This window comes from Pseudomonas sp. GL_093 (assembly GCF_057837605.1).
The window spans coordinates 3,340,611-3,359,752 of the sequence record NZ_CM174448.1 but is presented as its reverse complement, the minus strand read 5'-3'; the positions used below and the strand labels follow the sequence as shown (position 1 = coordinate 3,359,752).

Genomic DNA, 19,142 nt, shown 5'->3' with positions numbered 1-19,142 from the left:
CTTTGAACAAACGGAATTTTTCCCTCGAAGACAAGGAGTCGGCTGCGATGTTCGCGCCTATCACCCGTTCCATGACCTTTACCCTGGGCCTGTGCAGTGCCGCCCTGTGCCCCGACTTGCTGGCTGAAACCGGCCCTGACAAAGAGCCTGGCCGCACCCTCGAACTGGGCGCCACCAATGTGACCGCCCAAGGTTTGGGCAGCACCACCGAAAACACCGAGTCGTACACCACCGGCGCCATGAGCACTGCGACGCGCTTGAACCTGTCGATCAAGGAAACGCCGCAATCGGTGTCCGTGGTCACGCGCCAGCAAATGGACGATTTCAAACTCGGCACGCTGTCTGAAGCCATGAGCCAGAGCACCGGCGTGGTCGTTCAGCACAACGATTCGGACCGGGTCAGCTATTCCTCCCGGGGTTACTCGATCACCAATTTCCAGATCGACGGCATGCTGAACACCTTCAGCTACATGAAGTCCGATTCAGACACCATCATCTACGACCGCATCGAAGTGGTTCGCGGTGCGACCGGCCTGACCACGGGCGCGGGCGACCCGTCGGCCACCATCAACATGGTGCGTAAACGGCCGACGGCGCAGTGGCAAGTCCAGACCGGGGTCAGCGGCGGCAGTTATGACGACTACTACAGTTATCTGGATGTCGGCGGTCCGCTGGCTTTCGACGGCCGCCTGCGCGGACGCAGCGTGCTGGCCTATCGCGACAGCGATTCGTTCCGCGACAAGTACCAGCAACAACGTGAAGTCGGCTACGGGATACTTGAAGCCGATTTGACCGATGACACCGTGCTGGCCGTGGGTTACGACTATCAGAACAAACACGTCCAGGGTACATCCTGGGGCACGGTGCCGTACTGGAACGCTGACGGTGGCAAGGCCAACCTCGGACGCTCCACCAACATGGCCACGTCGTGGAGTTCCTGGCCGCTCAAGGACAAAACCGCGTTCGCCACGCTGGAACACCAATTGGGTGCTGGCTGGCATGCCAAGGCCGCCTACACCCATCGCGAGAGCGACACCGACGGCAAGATCTACTACGGCGGCGGGGGTTTCCCCGAGGCAGATCGCAGTGGCATGAGCGCCAACGTCAGCCACATGCTCAGTACGCAAAAAATGAAGGCTTATGACTTCAACGTGGCTGGCCCTTACTCGCTGTTCGGTCGGGAACACGAAATGATGATCGGCTATGGCGAAGCCGAGCGCCGGGAAGATTCCCCGTACATGGTGGACGGCCCCAGGGCATCGGATTACGAAAACATCCGCGACTGGAAATACATGGGCGACATCGCCAAGTTTCCCGACACCGTCACCAGCCTTTCAGGTTCAAAAGACAGTACCCGCCAGAAGGCCGGTTACCTGGCCACTCGCCTGAGCCTGACGGATGACCTGCACGCCGTACTCGGCAGTCGTTATGGCAGCTGGAAAGTGTCGAGCAAGACCAACAAGTACGACAACAACCTGCAACTGAGCAGCGTCGATGCCAGCAGCCAGGAACACAACGACATGTGGACGCCCTACGCCGGGCTGCTCTACGACCTCACCCCCGAATACACGGCGTACGTCAGCTACACCGACATCTTCAACCCGCAAGACAATCGCGACCGCCATCGCAAATACCTCGAGCCGGTGGTGGGCAGCAACTATGAACTGGGGCTCAAGGGCAGCCTGCTTGAAGAACGTCTGAACCTCGCCACCGCGCTGTTCTGGAGCAAACAGGACAACGTTGCCGAACTCGACGATTCGGTGCCACCGGACCCGGTGACCGGTGAGGAGTTCTTCAAGTCAGGCGGCAAAGGCAACAAGGTTCAGGGCTTCGAAGCCGAGCTCTCGGGCGAGGTCATGGCCGGCTGGAACATGACGGCCGGCTACACCTACACCCACTCGGCCAATGGCGAAAAGAAACGCGCCAATACCAACCAGCCGCTGAATATGTTCCGACTCTCCACGGCCTATCGTCTGCCCGGCGACTGGCAGGCACTGACCGTCGGTGGCGCGGTGAACTGGCAGAGCGATGTGTTCCGCGCCGCCAGTCGCCCGGTGGGACGTAGTGCCGACGGTGCGGTGATCACCGAAAGGACCAAGATCCGGCAGGAGGCCTACACCGTGGTCAAACTGATGTCGCGTTATGAGTTCGACAAGCACCTGTCCGCCTCGCTGAACGTCGATAACCTGTTCGACAAGAAGTATTACGATAACGTCGGGTTCTACAACGGTGTGTTTTGGGGTGACCCGCGCACGGTGACCCTGAGCCTGGACTGGAAGCTCTAGGCGCAGGTAATTCCCATTTGACGGAATCGGCGGATAATGTCCCTTCGACATTGCTTCATGGACGAAAGGACCCGACAACTCGTAGGGGTACACCATGAAACGTACAGCCATGATCCTCGCTGGCCTGATGATCTTCAGTTCAACCGCTGCATTCGCCGAAGGTGGCGCTGAACGCATGCGGTACTACTTTGAGAGCCTGCGGTTCAGCCAGGAGGCTAATCAAAGTAACGCCAGCAACACCACTGAAATAAGAGTTCCGGATGATCAAACCGCGCAAGTGACAGAGCACTACAAACCGTAACGACAAAGGGCGTCCTGATGGACGCCCTTTTTTATGCCCGTAACGCCTTAAAGCGCCTTGGTCCAGAACAGCATCCGACCGTGCGCCGGGTCGAACATGCCTGCGGCAAAACCGAACTTGCCATAGGAAGCCTGGGCGACTGCATTACCTTCCAGCACCTCCAGTGTGATTTTGCAGCAACCGCGCTGGCGGGCGATGTCTTCGACCTTTTGCAGCATCTTCTGGCTCAACCCCAAGCCACGAAATTTCGACACCACACACACATCGTGCACGTTGACCAACGGGCGACAGGCGAAGGTCGAGAAACCTTCAAAGCAATTGACCAGCCCGGCCGGCTCGCCACCGACAAAGGCCAGAACGCTGAACGCGTGAGGACGTTTGGCCAGTTCCGCCGGCAGTTGCTTCAACAAGTCGGCGGGCAACGAGTGGCCGCCACCCATCGGGTCTTCGGCGTAAGCATTTAGCACCAGTCCAATAGCCTCGGCATGCACCGGATTGGTATAGCTGGCCTGAAGTACAAGAATTTCTGCGGATTCCATTTCCACCCTCGTTCACACATTAAGTCGCCCCAGTGCATCTCGCACTGAAGGGCCGATCGACAATATCGCGGGCACAGCCGTGTCGACAACCGGATCCTGCTGTAATTTTTCGCTCAAGCGCCCCAGATCAGCGCCTCGGTCCACCCCAGCTCGGCAAAATCCTCAGCCCTCAGGCCTGACTCACCGGCACAGAAAAACTCGTCCAGTTGCGGCGGTTTGACCGAGGTGCCGCTGAGCATGGCGTGAACCTGCCCGCGATGATGAATCTGGTGCTCGAACAAATGGGACAGCAGGCGCAAGCGGCTGTCATGTTGCGGCGTGTCCCGGGCGATGGTCACGATCTTCCCGAGGTCTGCATCGCGCATTTGCTCGCAGTAGGCGATCAGTCGAAGGTCCACCAGCGCTTGTTCGCGCTTGAGGTCTACGGCGTGCGTAGACGGTTCGTCCTGGTTGAAAAACACATAGCATTCGGGATGCGGGTCATCGCCGCGCAACTCCCGCTCCAGCGCATCCAGGTAAAACCAGTCGCAGGTCAGGATGTGATTGAGGGTGGCGCGCAGGCTGGGAAAGAAGCTGACCCGCGGCGCCGCCAGATCGGCCGGGCTCAACTGGCTCCAGGCCTTGGCAAGACGATGATTGGCCCAGGCGTTCTGATAGGCCATGGTCAGCAAATGGTGCGACAGAGGCTGATTCATGTTCGCGGCTCCTTGTTCAAGCTTCGGCGAAACGTTGCAGCTGCATTTCCTGTAAACGGCTGAGGGTGCGGCGGAACGGAAACTCCAGATAACCCTCGGTGTACAACGATTCCATGGGCACCTGCGCTTCGAGGCACAGCGGCACCTTGCGGTCGTAGCACTCGTCCACCAGGGCGATGAAACGCCGTACACCGTCGTCATGCACCGACAATTGCGGCAGCTCGCGATCGCCCGCCACCACCCTTTCGACGCCGTCTTCAGTGCCTCGGGCGATGCGCCCTTCGCGCTTTTGCGCGCTGAGGTTGGGCACGTCACTCAACAGAATAGCGCTGAAGGTGTCGCACAGGGCGATGAAATCCATGGCGGCAAACGGCTGTTCACAGAGGTCGGCGTAACGAGTCCAAAGTACGGTTGGACTGGCCTGCACGACATTGAGTGAGCGGTAGCCGACCTTGATCGGATCACTGGACACCGACTGGCCGACGGTCAATGCCTTGAACACTTCACCCAGAGCGCTGGGTTGCCCCGGTGCCGCCACCCAGTAGCGTTGCAAACCTTTGCCTGGGTGCAGGCGATGATCTTCGCCGCCATCCACCGCAATCACCTGCATATGTTTCTTGATGGCTTCGATGGCGGGCACGAACCGGTCGCGGTTGAAGCCATCGGCGTACAGCTGATCCGGTGGTTGATTAGAGGTGCAAACCACCACCACGCCCTGCTCGAACATCACCTGAAACAAACGCCCGAGAATGATGGCATCGCCAATGTCGTTGACGAACAATTCGTCAAAGCACAGGACCCGCACTTCCTCGCTCAGTTCGCGAGCCAGCGCCTTTAACGGGTCGACGGTGCCGGTCAGCTGAAACGAACGCTGATGCACCCAGCCCATAAAGTGGTGAAAGTGTTGGCGGCGGGCCGGGACCTTCAGGCTTTGGTAAAACTGGTCCATCAACCAGGTCTTGCCGCGCCCGACCGGGCCCCAGAGGTACACGCCAGTGATCGGCGTGCGCCCTTCATGCAGCGCCTCGTAGCATTTCTGCAGCGCCCAGACGGCATGTTCCTGGGCTTCGTCCTGGACGAAGCCCTTCTGTTCGATGGCGTGTTGCCAGGCGCTTAAGGGGGAGTCGACATTCATGCGCGGCAGTATACGTCCATGTAGCAGCTGGCGAAGCCTGCGTTCGGCCGCGAAGCGGTCGTAAAACCTGAGAACGCGGTAAATCAGCAAGATCCGGGATTCCAATGGCGACCGCTCCGCGGCCGAACGCAGGCTTCGCCAGCTGCTACAGAGAGATGTCTAGCCGGGCAATCTTGCCCTGTTCATTCAGGCGAAACATGTAGCGCAATTCCAGCGGGCTGCCGGGAAACGTTCCGGAGATCAGGTTATGCACCAACACTTTGCCGGTGCGCAGTTGCACGTCGAGCACTTCAACCCGTGGCTGGTAACGCTGGGCAGTGTCTTGCATCCATTGCGCGATGGCGTGTGTGCCGACCTGATGCTGGCCTTCATCGAACACGTTGGCATCCTCAGCGAAAAAACTGGCGACTCGCGAGGTGTCGCGGGCATTGGCCGCAGCGATGTAGGCGGCGATGGCGGGTGCCAGTGAAGAGGCGGGATTGGACATGGTTACGGCTCCTTGTTTGTTGATTCTGGAGCCATGCTAAAACAAGCCTGTGTCAGTTCTTGTCAGGAGTGAAGCGCCCTGCTTCGTCCAGTTGCATCTGCTTGCGCCAGGTGCGCAACAGGTCGCTGCGCCGCCCCGGATAACGCTCGCCCTGCTCGTTCGCTGCCGAAATCCGGTCGGTGCGAAAGGTGCGGTAGGCGCTGCGCAATTCACACCAGGCGACGATGATTCGCACCTCGTTCAGAAACCCCAGGGCCAGCGGCCAGATCAGCCGTTGACTCGGCACCTGATGGGCGTCCGCGTAATCGATGTGCAGCTTGATCTGATCGCGGATGGCCTGACGAAACACATTCAGTGGCACCGCGTTGGGCGCGAAGCCATAGCCGGGCGGCCCCGGCAACACCGTCGGGTTGCGTAACGCGTCCAGCGCTTCAGGCGCCAATACCGCAGCAATCTTGGCCAGCGCATCCGCCGCAGCCTTACTCAACACCTCATCGCCGCGCTGATCCACATAGCGCAACCCCAGCACGATGGCTTCGGTTTCATCGGCGTTGAGCATCAACGGCGGCAGAAACAAACCGCTGCGCAACACATAGCCGATCCCCGCTTCGCCGTAGATTGGCGCGCCAAGGGCTGTGAGTTCGGCGATGTCGCGGTACAGCGTGCGCTCGGAAATCTCCAATTCGCCGGCAAGCGTCGCCGCGGTCACCGGACGACTTTTGCCGCGCAGCACTTGCAACAAGGTCAGTAAACGAGTGGTCCGCGACACGATCGGCAGGCTCTGTCCGTAAAAGTTGTCGGAGCTTAGCAGAGGACCCTGTCAGAAAGTGGCAGTAGCGTTGTGGCCGGTGGTCGGCCCTTTTCTTGCGAATGCAAAAGCACCTTGACGTCCAATATTACCGGCATCATATTAAATACATGTCGCTAGACATTTATATTCGACCCCAACGTCTTTTCCTTCAGGAGTCATCCCATGCATTACAAAGTCTTCGGCCGCAAAACCGGCTTGCGGGTCTCGGAACTGGCGTTGGGCGCTGGTAACTTCGGCACCGGTTGGGGCCATGGCGCCGAGCGCGACGAAGCCAAACGCATTTTTGATGGCTACCTGGAGGCCGGCGGCAATTTCATCGACACCGCCAACGGTTATCAGGCGGGCCAGTCGGAAGCCATGCTCGGCGAGTTCATCGCAGCGGAACGGGATCGCCTGGTCATCGCCACCAAATACACCTTGGGGACCACGCCGGCTGCGGGCATTTCCCACACCGGCAACAACCGCAAGAACATGGTTCGCGCCGTGGAAGAAAGCCTGAAACGACTCAACACCGACCACATCGACCTGTTCTGGGCCCACATGAGCGATGGCGTGACGCCGATGGAAGAGATCCTGCGTGGTTTCGACGATCTGGTGCGCGCCGGCAAGATTCATTACGCCGGGCTGTCGAACTTCCCGGCGTGGCGCATTGCGCGGGCTGATTTGTTGGCCGAGGTTCGTGGTTTCTCACCGATTGCTGCGATTCAGGTGGAATACAGCCTCGCCGAACGCACCGCCGAACGTGAACAACTGCCGATGGCCGAAGCCTTGGGTCTGGCCGCTACGTTATGGTCACCGTTGGGTGGCGGCTTCCTCACCGGCAAGTACCGCACCAACGATGGCGACAACCGCGCCGCCAAACTTGGCATGCTGATCCACGCCGAGAAAAGTGCCCGTGAAACCGCCCTGCTCGACACTTTGCTGGCCGTTGCCGCAGAACTGGGCGCCAGCCCGACGCACGTGGCCATTGCCTGGCTGCGGGAAAAAGCCAAGCGTTCGACCACGGCACTGATACCGATTCTCGGCTCGCGCACCCGTGAGCAACTGGATGCGACCTTGGGTGCGCTGAATGTGCAGTTGAGTGCTGAACAGGTGTCGCGACTTGAGGGTGTCAGTGCTGTGGCGATGGGCGTGCCCCATGAATCCATTGCCGGGTCGATGGCGCGATTTACCGGGGCTGAAACCCTGGATCTGCCAATCATTCCAGTGGCCTGACACAGATCGAATGTGGGAGCGAGCTTGCTCGCGATGGGGCCGGTACATGCAACAAATGTGTTGAATGTAAGGCCGCTATCGCGAGCAAGCTCGCTCCCACAGTTTTGACCGTGTGTTACCGGTCGACCTTATGCTTCGCCGCATAGAGGCACAGCATTTCCATCGCCAACGTCGCCGCCGCCAGCGAGGTAATGTCCGCACTGTCGTAGGCCGGCGCCACTTCCACGACGTCCATCCCCACCAGATTAATCCCGCGCAAGCCACCGAGGATTTCCAGCGCCTGCACCGTGCTCAAGCCACCGCACACTGGCGTTCCAGTACCTGGAGCGAAGGCCGGATCGAGGCAGTCGATGTCGAACGTCAGGTACACCGGGTGATCACCGACCCGCGCCCGAATGGCCTCGACAATCTCATCAACACCGCGTCGATGCACTTGTCGCGCATCCAGCACTTGAAAGCCCTGATGATCGTCATTGGTGGTGCGCAAGCCGATCTGCACCGAACGCGACGGATCCACCAAACCTTCCTTGGCCGCGTGCCAGAACATCGTACCGTGATCGACGCGCTTGCCGTCTTCGTCCGGCCAGGTGTCGCTGTGGGCGTCGAAGTGGATCAACGACAGCGGACCATGTTTGCGCGCATGAGCCTTGAGCAGCGGATACGTGATGAAGTGATCCCCGCCGAACGTCAGCATCGCGCTACCGGCGTTGAGAATGTGTTCGGCGTGGGCTTCGATGCTTTCCGGCACCGACTGCGGCGTGCCGTAATCGAAGTCGCAATCGCCGAAGTCGATCACCGCCAGATGGTCGAACGGGTCGAAGGTCCATGGCCAATGGCGTTCCCAGGCAATCCCGGTGGACGCGGCACGAATGCCGCGTGGTCCGAAACGCGCACCGGGACGGTTGCTGGTGGCGGTGTCGAACGGGACACCGCTGACCGCTACGTCAACGCCGCGCAAGTCGCGACTGTAGCGACGACGCATGAAACTGGTGATACCGGCGTAAGTACTTTCGGCGGCAGTGCCGTAGAGGCTGTCGCGGGTCATGGCCTGATCGTTTTGCATCGGGACGTCCATCTCAGGTTCCTTACTATTGGCGGCTACGGAAAGTGGTCCACAAGCGAGTGCGTTGACGCAGGTCCTTGAGGCTCATGCTGCGATCGGCGTACAACCGGCCACGCACGTCAGCCAGCGGGTAGATGTCCGGGTCGGTGCGCACCGCCTCATCCACCAGCGGAGTTGCGGCCTGGTTGGCCGTCGCGAAGAACAGCTCATTGGTCAGTGCCGCGACGGATTCCGGTCGCAGCATGAACTCGATAAAGGCGCGGGCGGCTTCGGGGTGAGGCGCGTCCTTGGGGATCGCCAGGTTGTCCTGCCAGACCAGCGTGCCCTCTTGCGGAATCCGGTACGCCACTTCGAACGGTTTATTGGCCTTGCGCGCCTGATCGGCCGCCATGCTGGCGTCACCGTTGTAGGTCAGCGCCAGGCAAACGCTGCCGTTGGCCAGATCGCTGATCTGCCGACCGGTCGCGACGTACAGCACATTGGGTTGCAGCTGATGCAACAACGCCTCGGCGGCTGACAGATCAGCCTTGTCAGTGCTGTAAGGATTTTTACCCAGGTAATGCAGCGCCAGGCCGATCACTTCCTGAGGCGAATCGAGAATGGCAATGCCGCAGTCTTTCAGTTTGCTGGCGTACTCAGGCTTGAACAGCAGGTCCAGGCTGTTGAGCGGCACGTCCGGCAAACGCTGCTTCACAGCTTCGACATTCATCCCCAATCCCAGAGTGCCCCAGGTGTAGGGCACGCCATAACGGTTGCCGGGGTCGACGGCGGCGAGTTTTTCCAGCAAATCCGGATCGAGGTTGGCGTAACCCTTGAGGCCTTCGTGGGGAATCTCTTTCAACGCACCGGCTGCCAATCCGCGGGCCAGCACACTGGAAGACGGCACGACCACGTCATAACCGCTGCCCCCGGTGAGCAACTTGGTTTCGAGCACCTCCGAAGAATCGAAGGTGTCGTAGCGCACGTGAATACCGGTTTCCTGCTCGAAACGCTGCAAGGTTTCAGGCGCTACGTAATCGGACCAACTGTAGAGATTCAGGACTTTTTCCTCGGCCTGGGCCGATACGGCCATGGCGAGAAACAGCGTGGGTAAACACAGCTTGAACATGGGAGCCATGACGAAACACCTGACCAGATGAAGTGGATGCAGAATGCGTCGTCGGATACATTGGTGAAATATCAAGTTTGTTATCCTGACTTTATCCCGGAGTAATGTTTGATGCTCGGCCAACTCCACGATCTCGATCTGCAACTGCTGCGCCTGTTCGTCAACGTGGTGGAGTGCGGCGGTTTCAGCGCGGCTCAGGGTGAGTTGGGCTTGAGCCAGTCGAGCATCAGCCAGCAAATGGCCAAACTGGAAACCCGACTCGGCTATCGCCTGTGCAGTCGTGGCAAGGGTGGTTTCAAGATCACGCCCAAGGGCGAGCAACTGCTGAGTGCGACTCGCAACCTGTTCGAATCCATCGAAGCCTTCCGCCATCAATCCAACGGCGTGGCCGGGCGCTTGATCGGCGAAGTTCGTCTGGGGCTGTCCGAAGCGCTCGATCAATCCGTGCTGCAACGGGTGGCCGATGCGATCCGGCGCTTTCGTGAACGGGACGAATCGGTCCGCATCGAATTGATCAGCGCCATGCCCGGCGAAATGGAACGGTTGCTGCTGCAACAACGACTGGACCTGGCGATCGGCTATTTCTCACAAGTGCAAAGCGCTTTTGACTACCGCGAACTGTTTACCGAAACCCAGCACCTGTATTGCGCCGCCGGCCATCCGTTGTTCACCGATGATGCACCTGACGAACAAGCGCTACAGGCTTGCGATCGGGTCGATCACCCTTACCGCTTCCTGCGCAGCGACGAACCCTTCCAGGGGAAAATGTGCTCGGCGCGCTCGGAACAAGTCGAAGGCACCCTCGCCTTCATTCTCTCGGGCAAACATGTCGGTTACTTACCCGAACACTTTGCCCGGAGCTGGGAAGACAAGGAATTGCTGCGCGCCGTGCGCCGTGCCGATATGAGTTTCGACGTGGCGTTTCATCTGGCCCGCCATCGCGCCCAAGTGCCAGGGGATGCGCAAAAAGCTTTTGAAGAGGATCTACTCGCGGCGTTCGCCTGATTACCCACGATCCCTGTGGGAGCGAGCTTGCTCGCGATAGCGGCGCACCAGACAGCATCAATGTCGCCTGACACTCCCTCTTCGCGAGCAAGCTCGCTCCCACAGGGATTGTGCAGGTATCGGGCTCATCGCTCGCCACAAAATAGTCTTTCTGGCATCCTGCGCCTCCATTTTTTGACCCGGCCCGCCTTCTGGCACGCACACCACCATGACCGCCTCTGAAAAAGCCCCTGCCCCGCGCAATAACGACCTGATTTACGGCCTCGACGATCGTCCGCATCTGACCGCCACCGTCTTCGCCGCCCTGCAACACGTACTCGCGAGTTTCGTCGGCATTATCACCCCGACGCTGATCATGGGGGGCGCTCTCGGCCTGCAAAGCGAAGTGCCGTACCTGATCAGCATGGCACTGTTCGTCTCGGGGTTGGGCACGTTTGTTCAGGCGCGACGTTTCGGCCCGATCGGTTCCGGCCTGCTGTGTCTGCAAGGCACCAGCTTCTCATTCATCAGCGTGATTCTCAGTGCCGGCTTCATGGTCAAGGCCCGGGGCGGCGGCACCGATGAGGTCCTGTCGACGATCTTCGGTGTGTGCTTTTTCGCTGCCTTCATCGAAATGGTGTTGAGCCAGTTCATCGGCAAATTGCGGATGCTGATCACCCCGGTGGTGACCGGCACGATCATCACGTTGATGGGCCTGTCGCTGATCAAAGTTGCCATGACCGACATCGCCGGCGGCTTCGGTGCGGCGGACCTCGGCGCGGCCAGTCACCTGGCCCTGGCGGCCCTGGTGCTCGGAACGATTGTGCTGTTGAACCGGGTCGATGTGCCGTTCCTGCGCCTCGGTGCGATCGTCATCGGCCTGACCCTCGGCTATGTCGTGGCCTGGCTGATGGGTGACGTCAATTTCGCCAGCCTGCCCGACGTACCGCTCATGAGCGTACCGGTGCCGTTCAAGTACGGCTTTAGCTTCGATTGGGTGGCGTTTGTGCCAGTGGCGGTGATTTTCCTGGTGTCGCCGCTGGAAGCCGCCGGTGACTTGACCGCCAACTCGATGATTTCCCGGCAGCCGGTCAAAGGGCCGATCTACCTCCGCCGGATCAAGTCCGGCCTCCTCGCCGACGGCCTGAACTCAGCCATGGCCGCCGTGTTCAACAGCATGCCGATGGTGACCTTCGCCCAGAACAACGGCGTGATCCAGCTCACCGGCGTGGCCAGCCGCTACGTGGCGTTCTTCATTGCCGGTTTGTTGGTGCTGCTAGGGTTGTTCCCGATGATCGGCGCGGTGCTGCAGTTGATGCCCAAACCGGTACTCGGTGGCGCTGAACTGGTGATGTTCGGCACCGTCGCCGTCGCCGGGATCAAGATCCTCGCCGAAGCCGGCCTGCACCGGCGCAACATGCTGATCGTGTCGATTTCCCTCGGCATGGGTCTCGGTGTCGCGGCAGTTCCGGAAGTGCTGCGCGAGTTGCCGAAGGCGCTGCACAACATCTTCGAATCGCCGATCACCGTCGGCGCGTTGTGCGCCATCGTGCTGAATATCTTCCTGCCCGAAGAGTTCATTGAGCTGGAAGAGGACGATTTCGATCCGGAAGCCTCGATCCTGCAAGTCATGGAAAATCCGCCGGCCACTGAAACCGCCGCCAGCCTGAACCGCTGAAGGGACCGTGCTACATTCGTTGCGACTCCGCTTGGTAGAAGGTTGACCGCACGTTGAACAAGAAAACCGGCATCCGGGCCGCTCAGGCCCATCAAACCCGAACCCGGATTCTCGAAGCGGCCGTGAAGGTGTTCACCCGCGACGGCTACTCCGGGGGGCGGGTGGAGAGCATTTCCCGCGAGGCCGATTCCAACGACCGCATGCTTTATTACTACTTCGGCAGCAAAGAGCAGCTGTTCATCTGCGTGCTGGAACACACCTATGAGCAATTCAATAAAGCCGAAAGCCAGCTCAAGCTGGACCTGAGCACACCGCTGGTGGCTCTGCAGGATCTGGTGGCGTTCGTCTGGAACTACTACGTCGAACACCCGGAATTCGTCGCCATCCTCAGCAACGAAAACCTGCATAACGGCAAGCACGCCCAACAGTCCAGCGAGTTGCGCCGGTTGTCGGGCGAAGCGGTCGGTGTGTTGCGGCCAATCATTGCGGCGGGTCAGGTTCAGGGATTGTTTCGTCAGGATCTGGACATCAAGCATGTGTATTTGATGATCGCCTCGCTTTGCTACTTCTATAACTCCAACCGGCACACCCTCAGTTCCTTCCTGGGGGAGGATTTGGCGGACAAGGGGCAGCGGGAGGATTGGTTGGGGTTTATCAAGGATCTGGTGGTGCGGGGGGTGATGAAGTTGCCCGCCGAGCATCAGGGGTGACTGGGCCGGCCTCATCGCGAGCAAGCTCGCTCCCACATAGGTTGCGCTGAACCTGGGGCGCGGCTTGCCCGCGATACTTTTAATGGCTGCCGGGATTAGCCCGCAGATGTGCAACCTTCTGTTCCAACCCTTCCCAACCCGGCGCATTTGAAGCAAACCGATTACGCAAATACGCCGCCAGTTCCGCCACCTGCGTATTGGACAGGCTGTCCTTGAAACCTGGCATGTAGCCCAGGTCCTTGGTGGCCGGTGCATCGATGCCTTGCAGGATGACCTTGATCAGGTTGTCCGGTTGATCGCTGTGCACATTGGTATTGCTCGCCAGAGACGGACTCACACCAAACAGTTTCGGCCCCAGGCCATCCGCGTGACAGGCCTTGCACGAACCTTCGAACACCCGCTGACCGTTGCTCAATGACAGGCTCGCGACCGGCGACGGCCGGGTGGCTTTCTCCACCCCTTGCGCTTCAGCCTGCGCACCATTGAGTGACGCCAAATACACCGCCATCGCCCGAACATCCGTCTTGGGCAATTTCGCCAGTTCACTGACCACCGGCCCCATGGGCCCGGCCGCCACGCCATGGGCGTCGGAATAACCGGTGCTGAGATAGTCGAACAGCTGATTCTCCGTCCACGGCGTTGGCGCTTTCGACAAACCGTTCAGCGCCGGCGCTTCCCAGCCATCGACCATGCCGCCAGCCAGGAACGACGCACCGCCCTTCTCCGCCCCCATCAAATTGCGTGGCGAATGGCAGGCGGCGCAGTGCCCCAGACCGTTGACCAGATAGGCGCCGCGATTCCATTGCTCGCTACGTTCTGGCTGCACACTGATCTCGCCCCGGCGCAGAAACAGCGAATTCCACCCGGCCATCAACGGCCGCAGATTGAACGGGAAACGCATGTCGTTGGCAGTCGCCGGTTGGCTGACCGGCGCTTGCGACATCAGGTACGCATACAGCGCCTGCATGTCGGCATCGTTGATGTTGCGAAACGCGGTGTAGGGAAACGCCGGGTACAGATTGCGCCCGTCGCGGCCGATGCCATCGCGCATCGCCCGTTCGAACGCCGGGTACGACCAACTGCCGATGCCGGTCTTCACATCCGGCGTGATGTTGCTGCTGTAGAGCGTGCCAAACGGCGTCTGCATCGCCAGACCTCCGGCATTGGTCGCGCCGCCGGGCGCAGTGTGGCAAACCGCGCAATCGCCGACCGCCGCCAGCAAACGCCCGCGTTCAAGGGTTGCCGCCGACCAGGTGCCAGCACTTGGTGGCGCAATCGGCGCGATTTCACCGTGAAACGGCCACGCGGTGGTGGCCATACCGAGCACCGCGCCGAACGCCGCAAATAGAGAACCGAACAACCATTTCGAGCGTTTGGCCGGCGACTTCGGTGGCTCGTCACAGGTGCCGGCGTTCAACGCCGCCAGCACCCGCTCGGGGGTAATCGGCAGTTCGCGAAAACGAATCCCGGTGGCGTCATAAATGGCGTTGGCAATCGCCGCCGCACTCGGCACCGAGGCGGACTCACCGGCGCCCATGGGCGGCTGGTCCTGACGCGGCATCATCAAGACGTCGATCTGCGGCACTTCAGGGAAGGTCAGGATCGGATAACCGCCCCACTCCTTGCTGGCTACTGTGGACTCCTCAAAGGTCACCCGCTCCTTGAGCACCCGGCTGGTGGATTGAATGACGTTGCCGTGGATCTGATGCTGCACGCCCGCCGGGTTGATCATCATCCCCGAGTCATGACCGATCACCACCCGCGTGACGGACACATCACCGGTCTGACGATCCACCGCCACGTCCGCCACCCACGCGGCCCACGCCGCACCGAACCCGGGGAACTTGCTGTGGATGTAGCGCGCGTAGGCAAAGCCGCGACCGCGCAGGAACTGATCGTCGTTCGGGGTTTGCATCGGCGCGGTGCGCGGGGTCCAGGCGGCGCGCTCGGCAGTGGATTTCACCAGGTCAATGGCGCGCTCATCGCGCAGATAACGCAGTCGATATTCCACCGGATCGACGCCTGCCGCGGACGCCAGTTCATCGATGTACGACTCGTGGGCGAAGGTGTTGGGCAGCGCCGACACCCCGCGCATCCATGAAGCCCGGACGATCGGCGCCATGTCATTGATGGTCACGCGCATGTGTTCGAAGTCATAAGGCGGGATCGACGTGCGATCGCCCATCTCGAACATCGCCGCCACCGGCTCGACCCGTCCGGTCAACAGCAAGGCCAGCGTCGGCGCACCGTTGGACGGGTAGCTGGTCTGGAAATCGTAAGCAGCCACACTGCCATCGGCGTTCAAGCCGCCGTCGACGTCCATCAATTGCGCGGTGCCCTTGGGTTCCCACAGGTGCTCCTGCTCCCGGGTCAATTGCACCCGGACCGGTTTGCCCACGGCGCGGGACAACAGCAAGGCATCGGCGCAGACATCGTCGGCACAGTTACGTCCATAACAGCCCGACGCTTCCATGCGAATAATCTCGATCGATTCTTCTGCGCACTCCAGCAACCAGGCGAGGTCCGCTCGCAGCAAATGCGGATTCTGGCTACCGGACCACACGCGAGTGCCCGACGGCTGATAGTCCGCCAACCCACAGGAAGGGCCGATGGAGCCGTGCATCTGATACGGCCACAGATACGTGCGCGGCATGCGCTGATGGGCCCCGGCCAAGGCGTCGTCGACGTTGCCCTGGTCGAGAACGACGCGCTGCACTCGCGGGTTATCGCGGATGGCTTGTTCGACATTGTTCATGTCCGGCAACGACTGGTTCCAGGCTTTCCAGCTGATTTTGAGGGCCTGGGCGGCCTTGATCGCCTGTTCTTCGCGCAGCGCCACCACCCCGACGAAATCACGGATCACCACCACCGCCACGATTCCAGGAATATGCGCGATGGAAGACTCGTCGACGTCCAGCAGACTGTTGCCGACGAAGTCACCGCAATCGAGCCCGGCATAGGGCGGGCGAATCACCCGGCCGTGGAGCATGTCCGGCACCCGCATGTCGTGGACGTAAGTCAGTTCGCCAGTGGCCTTGGCCGGAATATCCACCCGTGCGGCGCCCTTGCCGACCAGCCGATAATCTTCGGCAGACTTGAGTGGCGCGGTGCCTGAGAGGCGCAGTTCTACGTGGTCACCGCGCACCAGATCGGCGTAGGACGTGGTGCGTCCGTCCGCTGCGACAATCACCCCGGCCTCGACCTTCAGACTGCCCGCCTCCACCGACCAGCGTTCTGCCGCCAGCTCCAGCAGAAACCGCCGGGCCTCGGCAGCCGCGTTGCGCAACGGGATCGCGGAAATCTGCAGCGTGGCGCTGGCGATGGTCGCGCCTTGATTGGGCACACGCTCGGTGTCGCCCAGCACCATGCACACCTGCTCCAGTTGCAGGTCCAGTTCTTCGGCGACGATCTGCGCCAGCGAAGTGCGGATACCGGTGCCGAGGTCGACATGCCCGTTGAAGGCATACACCCGTCCGTCATCGCTGATGGCGATGAACAACCCAAGCTCCTTGGGTTTGATCAGCGGCGTACCGCCTTTGGCCACCGGGCCTGATGGCGGCAGGATGTCGTCGACGATCAGCAGAGCGCCGGTCTTGGCCAGCCATTGGTCGCGGGTGGGGATTGCGTCAGTCATGGTCATCGATCCACGTTCAAGGCGTTTGACGGGCGGCACGCAGCACCGCGCGGAGGATTTCGATATGGGTGCCGCAACGGCAAAGGTTGGCCGAGAGTTCGTTGCGGATCTGGGTTTCGCTGGGGTGCGGGATGCGGTCGAGCAAGGCCTTGGCGGTCATGATCATGCCGTTGAGGCAATAGCCGCATTGCGCCGCCTGCTCATCGATAAAGGCTTGTTGCACCGGGTGCGGATCGGCGCGGTTGCCGAGCCCTTCGAGGGTGACGATCTGCCGGTCCACGGCGCCGGCCAGCGGAAACACGCAGGAACGCGCAGCCACGCCATCGATGATCACCGTGCATGCGCCGCACTCGCCCAGGCCGCACCCGTACTTGGGGCCGTTGAGTTGCAGGTCATTGCGCAGGATCAGCAATAACGGCGTATCCGCCATCGCGGTGACGGTGCTGGTGTGGCCGTTGACCTCAAGCGCTACCGTGATTTCCTGGCTTGTCATTCGCTTCGCCCGCTTCAGTTGATGAAGTACTCACTACACCAAAAGGTCGAAGAAAAGGTCGCGGGCCAGTATCAGTCTGTGGCGTCGCGACACACTCGAGTGGTGAAGTGGTTACTACATGAAAAGAGAGCAAAAACGATGCCAAAGGCCGAACGGGCTGATCAGTCCTGTGGGTCGTCGATCATCTTGCGCAGCAAGAACAGCACGGCAACCTGCTCTGCGGGGTTGAGGTTGCTCATGGTCAGCTCGGTGATTTTTCCGGCACAAGGCACGGTTTGTTGTACCAGACGATCGCCGGCTTCGGACAGGCCGACAATGACTTTGCGCCGGTCCTGCGGGTCGGGTTCAAGGGTGATCAGTTCCCGGGCCTTGAGCCGCTCGACGATGCCGCGAATGGTTGCCTGGTCCACGGCGGTGGCTTTGACCAGTTCAGTCAACGAACTGGGACCGTGATCACGCACGGCGCACAGGGTGACGAACTGCACCGCGGTGAGCTGGGAGTCGCCGACGTTCGCCTGAAAAATCGCCATGTGCCGTTGATAGGCCTTGCGTAGCAAATGCCCGACTTGTTCGGAGAAAACGTAGGAGGAATCAGGAGTTTCAGGCACGGCAGACTCGAAAGACGATGTGTAGTGGGAAGGCATGATGGACAGGTTGGCGGGTGGACTCAAGAGAGTCCTTGGCCTCAGGGATAGCACAACCCCCCTGTGGGAGCGAGCTTGCTCGCGATGGCGGCATTACATTCAACATCAATGCTGACTGATCTACCGCCATCGCGAGCAAGCTCGCTCCCACAGGTTTTGTGCCTGGTAGTTGTTTCAACGAACCCGGGAAGCCTCTGGCGCCACCACATCCCCACCGATCACCACGGCCAAATCATCCAGATACACATCGCAATGGCGCAGTGGAATATCCAGGTGACACGGGGTTTTGCGGGTGCCACCAACTTCGGTATTCGGTCCGGTGGAGAACAGGAAGTTGCCGTAGAACGCCCGGGCATCCATGCACATGCCATCGTTTTTATCGTGCAGCCCCATGGCAGTCCACTGCGCCCGTGGCTGCAAGCCCCAGCCGATGTGGGAAATACCGTAGACCTCTGGATCGTTGAAGTACTTCATGTAGTCACGCAGGTATTCGGCCTCAAAACCGCCGTGGATCGAGGTGATGAAGCCCTTCTCGATTTCCAGGGTGATTTTCTCCCGGGTGTAGTTCTTGAACGGCAGCACAATGTCGCCGACATCCAGCACCAGCACACCCTCGGCGGTTTCTTCGTTGGGCCAGGAGAACAGAAAGCCGCTGGGCCAGTGATCCCAACGCCCCGGCTCATCGGCGAAACCGTATTCGGTCACCGAAGGATATTGCCCCAGCGCGGCGCGGAAATCGCTGCCGGCGCGGGAGGTGACGTGGATTGATTTGGCCTGTTTGAGCAATTGCTCCGCCGCCATCACCCGCACCTTGTCAGCCTCGGTCGGCAGCATTCGCGCCAGGACTTCCGGCGGTTCAACGGCCAACAGAATTCGCGTGCCGGTCTTGAGGATCTGCTCCTGCTCCGGTGAGTGCAGTAGCATCATCGTGTCGACGATCAAGTCCGCCGCTTCCAGCGCCCGCTGCGCCGCGATATTGCCGGTCAGCGCGGTGTCGCCGCAGTAGGCCGTCATGTCATTGCCCATGGCTGTCGGATGGTTGAACGAAGGCAACTCCACCGCGTAGACCTTGGCCCCCAGTCGCTGAGCCGCCTCCATCGCCGCACGCACGGTGCGCGGGTTCGAATAGTGGCTCTTGAGTACGGCGACGCTCTGGGTCGGGTCGACCTTCGACAGCTTCAACACGTGTTCGAACATCTGGGTCAATTCGCAATCGCTTACCGGCATTTTCCTGTCTCCTCGATCGTTTGTTGCGCACCAAGTCGAGGCGCCTCGCCTCACTCCAGTGCATTTTTATAGCGTATACACCATTTGTTAACGATAAGACCCTAAAAGCAGGCTGACTGCAAGCACCAAGCCA

At 60.5% G+C, this 19,142-nt stretch carries 17 protein-coding genes; 6 read left to right on the top strand and 11 right to left on the bottom strand.

What is annotated here, in order from left to right; all coding sequences use genetic code 11:
• The first annotated feature begins 47 nt into the window (after positions 1-47).
• Positions 48-2,285: a TonB-dependent siderophore receptor gene (locus AC3IUE_RS15545; RefSeq protein ID WP_489268576.1), complete on the top strand. Its 2,238-nt coding sequence runs from the start codon at positions 48-50 to the stop codon at positions 2,283-2,285.
• A gap of 94 nt (positions 2,286-2,379) precedes the next feature.
• Positions 2,380-2,586, top strand: coding sequence for a hypothetical protein (locus AC3IUE_RS15540; RefSeq protein ID WP_489268574.1), 207 nt, complete (start codon positions 2,380-2,382; stop codon positions 2,584-2,586).
• A gap of 47 nt (positions 2,587-2,633) precedes the next feature.
• Here the strand turns inward: AC3IUE_RS15540 and AC3IUE_RS15535 are convergent, their stop codons facing one another.
• The 5 genes from AC3IUE_RS15535 to AC3IUE_RS15515 form a co-directional block, all read right to left on the bottom strand.
• Positions 2,634-3,125, bottom strand: a complete 492-nt coding sequence (locus AC3IUE_RS15535; RefSeq protein ID WP_008149916.1) for a GNAT family N-acetyltransferase — start codon at positions 3,123-3,125, stop codon at positions 2,634-2,636.
• Between the two features lie 113 nt (positions 3,126-3,238).
• Positions 3,239-3,820: a DinB family protein gene (locus tag AC3IUE_RS15530; RefSeq protein ID WP_489268572.1), complete on the bottom strand. Its 582-nt coding sequence runs from the start codon at positions 3,818-3,820 to the stop codon at positions 3,239-3,241.
• Positions 3,821-3,836: 16 nt separating this feature from the next.
• Positions 3,837-4,955 (bottom strand): cell division protein ZapE, encoded by a 1,119-nt coding sequence (zapE, locus tag AC3IUE_RS15525; RefSeq protein WP_489268570.1) that lies wholly within the window; start codon positions 4,953-4,955, stop codon positions 3,837-3,839.
• A 145-nt stretch (positions 4,956-5,100) separates the two neighbouring features.
• Complete coding sequence (locus tag AC3IUE_RS15520) at positions 5,101-5,442, bottom strand: nuclear transport factor 2 family protein (protein WP_008069241.1); 342 nt, start codon at positions 5,440-5,442, stop codon at positions 5,101-5,103.
• A gap of 52 nt (positions 5,443-5,494) precedes the next feature.
• A complete protein-coding gene (locus AC3IUE_RS15515; RefSeq protein WP_033055086.1) occupies positions 5,495-6,211 on the bottom strand; it encodes a helix-turn-helix transcriptional regulator in 717 nt (238 codons plus the stop codon).
• A 204-nt stretch (positions 6,212-6,415) separates the two neighbouring features.
• On the opposite strand from AC3IUE_RS15515, the gene AC3IUE_RS15510 reads away from it, so the two are divergent.
• Positions 6,416-7,468, top strand: a complete 1,053-nt coding sequence (locus AC3IUE_RS15510) for an aldo/keto reductase (RefSeq protein ID WP_489268567.1) — start codon at positions 6,416-6,418, stop codon at positions 7,466-7,468.
• 115 nt (positions 7,469-7,583) lie between these two features.
• Here AC3IUE_RS15510 and speB read toward each other — a convergent pair whose 3' ends face one another.
• A complete protein-coding gene (gene speB, locus AC3IUE_RS15505) occupies positions 7,584-8,543 on the bottom strand; it encodes an agmatinase (protein WP_489268565.1) in 960 nt (319 codons plus the stop codon).
• Between the two features lie 13 nt (positions 8,544-8,556).
• Entirely contained in the window at positions 8,557-9,648 is a 1,092-nt protein-coding gene (locus AC3IUE_RS15500; protein WP_489268563.1) for a polyamine ABC transporter substrate-binding protein, read from the bottom strand.
• A gap of 102 nt (positions 9,649-9,750) precedes the next feature.
• Here AC3IUE_RS15500 and AC3IUE_RS15495 point away from each other — a divergent pair, with 102 nt between their 5' ends.
• From AC3IUE_RS15495 to AC3IUE_RS15485, 3 genes are all read left to right on the top strand, one after another.
• On the top strand, positions 9,751-10,644 hold the full coding sequence (locus AC3IUE_RS15495; RefSeq protein ID WP_489268561.1) for a LysR family transcriptional regulator: 894 nt from the start codon (positions 9,751-9,753) through the stop codon (positions 10,642-10,644).
• A gap of 208 nt (positions 10,645-10,852) precedes the next feature.
• Positions 10,853-12,301 carry a nucleobase:cation symporter-2 family protein gene (locus AC3IUE_RS15490; RefSeq protein ID WP_489268559.1) on the top strand — a complete coding sequence of 483 codons (1,449 nt, stop codon included), beginning with the start codon at positions 10,853-10,855 and terminating at the stop codon, positions 12,299-12,301.
• 53 nt (positions 12,302-12,354) lie between these two features.
• A complete protein-coding gene (locus AC3IUE_RS15485) occupies positions 12,355-13,011 on the top strand; it encodes a TetR/AcrR family transcriptional regulator (RefSeq protein ID WP_056739968.1) in 657 nt (218 codons plus the stop codon).
• A gap of 79 nt (positions 13,012-13,090) precedes the next feature.
• Here AC3IUE_RS15485 and AC3IUE_RS15480 read toward each other — a convergent pair whose 3' ends face one another.
• The 4 genes from AC3IUE_RS15480 to AC3IUE_RS15465 form a co-directional block, all read right to left on the bottom strand.
• Positions 13,091-16,645 carry a molybdopterin cofactor-binding domain-containing protein gene (locus AC3IUE_RS15480; protein WP_489268557.1) on the bottom strand — a complete coding sequence of 1,185 codons (3,555 nt, stop codon included), beginning with the start codon at positions 16,643-16,645 and terminating at the stop codon, positions 13,091-13,093.
• A gap of 16 nt (positions 16,646-16,661) precedes the next feature.
• The gene (locus AC3IUE_RS15475; RefSeq protein WP_056739967.1) at positions 16,662-17,138 is read right to left on the bottom strand and encodes a (2Fe-2S)-binding protein; all 477 of its coding nucleotides are present in this window, start codon (positions 17,136-17,138) and stop codon (positions 16,662-16,664) included.
• Between the two features lie 161 nt (positions 17,139-17,299).
• Positions 17,300-17,782, bottom strand: coding sequence for a MarR family winged helix-turn-helix transcriptional regulator (locus tag AC3IUE_RS15470; RefSeq protein WP_489268857.1), 483 nt, complete (start codon positions 17,780-17,782; stop codon positions 17,300-17,302).
• A gap of 174 nt (positions 17,783-17,956) precedes the next feature.
• On the bottom strand, positions 17,957-19,009 hold the full coding sequence (locus AC3IUE_RS15465; RefSeq protein ID WP_489268555.1) for a 2,5-dihydroxypyridine 5,6-dioxygenase: 1,053 nt from the start codon (positions 19,007-19,009) through the stop codon (positions 17,957-17,959).
• Positions 19,010-19,142 lie beyond the last annotated feature (133 nt).